The sequence below is a fragment of the Ancylothrix sp. D3o genome, assembly GCF_025370775.1.
GTDB lineage: Bacteria > Cyanobacteriota > Cyanobacteriia > Cyanobacteriales > Oscillatoriaceae > Ancylothrix.
The window spans coordinates 1-1396 of sequence record NZ_JAMXEX010000080.1; the positions used below are offsets into that span (position 1 = coordinate 1).

The window sequence follows — 1396 nt, forward strand, 5'->3', positions numbered from 1 at the left end:
TGGCAACCGGCCAATTCGATTTTACCACCGGCTTTTGTTGAAAGAGTGATTGCTTCTAACTACGAGGACGCAAATGGGCTTTCTCCTAAATTCGTTGAGGTTTTGCCTATCGGGGGTCGGAATTCTAAAACCTTCTACGTTTTTAGGTTCAATACTCCCTATCTCTGTGGGAAGGCCGGTTGTTTACACACTGTTTATAACGAACGTGGAGAACGAGTATTGAGTTTGCTGCTGAACAAAAATAAACCAACCGATTCTGAGATTATATCCGCTTCTGAAAACCTCAGAAATGATTACCCTTGTTTATTGGTTACACAGGCAATTAATTCCGGTGTACAGCAGACTGAGTTTTGTTTGAATGGTTCGGCTTTATTGAGAGTAAATTCTACTACCTCTGTACCAGAAGAGATGGAGCCTCCTCTTAATAAGAATACCAAAGAACCTAAAACGCCTAGAAACAATAAAACTAAAAATAGGAAAAAATGATGGAAACTCACTTTTTTACATCACGGGAATCACCTGTTGTTTTACAGAGTTTACAGAGACCTGTTGACCAGCCTTTACCACCGGCAGTAGATGGACTCGTGACGCGCTTAAAATCCCCCACCGGCTTACTAATTTTATCTATGATTGGGTTATTGGTGTTGAGCAACTGGTTGGGTGGTGGAAAAAAAGGAAAAACTGCGCGGGGCCGGTGGGCTACGGGTAAAGAAAAAGCCAAAGCTGCAACTAAAGCTAAAAAACAGATCCAGAACCCCACCCGCAATAGTTGTGCTCTTTATGTCGGTCAACCGGCACATATCAAAAAGCAATTGGAAGCTGCGTGGCAAAAGGATGGTTTGTTAAAGTCAGCACCTAAAAAAGATTTGTTTGGTTTTCTAAATTCAACACCGACACTTTATTTACCAGATGTTCAACGTGGAGTTTCTGTAATTGGTGCGCCGGGTACAGGTAAAACTTTTTCGGTAATTGACCCGTTAATTCGGTCAGCATTAGATCAGGGGTTCCCCATGCTTTTGTATGATTTTAAATATCCTGCTCAGACAAAAAGAGCCGTCGCTTACGCTATTAAACGAGGGTACACTGTTAAAGTGTTTTCACCAGGCCGGCCTGAATCAGAAGTTTGCAATCCTTTAGATTTAATTCGAGATGAGGAAGATGCTGTTAGTGCCGGTCAATTAGCACAGGTGATTGGACGTAATTTTGACCGTTCTGGTGGTAAAGCCAGCAGTGATAAATTCTTTGAAGAGGCCGGTGATAGTTTAGTTGAAGGTATTTTGTTAGTAACAAAAGCTGTAGGAACTCTCACCGGCAACCCTAGTTACTGTGATTTAATGACGGCGCAGGCTATCCTCAGTTTGTCTAATTTAGCGCAACGAATGGATGAAGCTTCTAA

The 1396-nt window shown here is 42.1% G+C and carries 2 protein-coding genes; both read left to right on the forward strand.

What is annotated here, in order from left to right; genetic code table 11:
• Positions 1-486, forward strand: a 486-nt coding sequence (locus NG798_RS26955) for a hypothetical protein (RefSeq protein WP_261226807.1), incomplete at its 5' end; no start/stop codon positions are given.
• The coding region (locus NG798_RS26960; RefSeq protein WP_261226808.1) for a type IV secretory system conjugative DNA transfer family protein at positions 483-1396 on the forward strand (914 nt) is incomplete at its 3' end. The genes NG798_RS26955 and NG798_RS26960, both read left to right, overlap by 4 nt.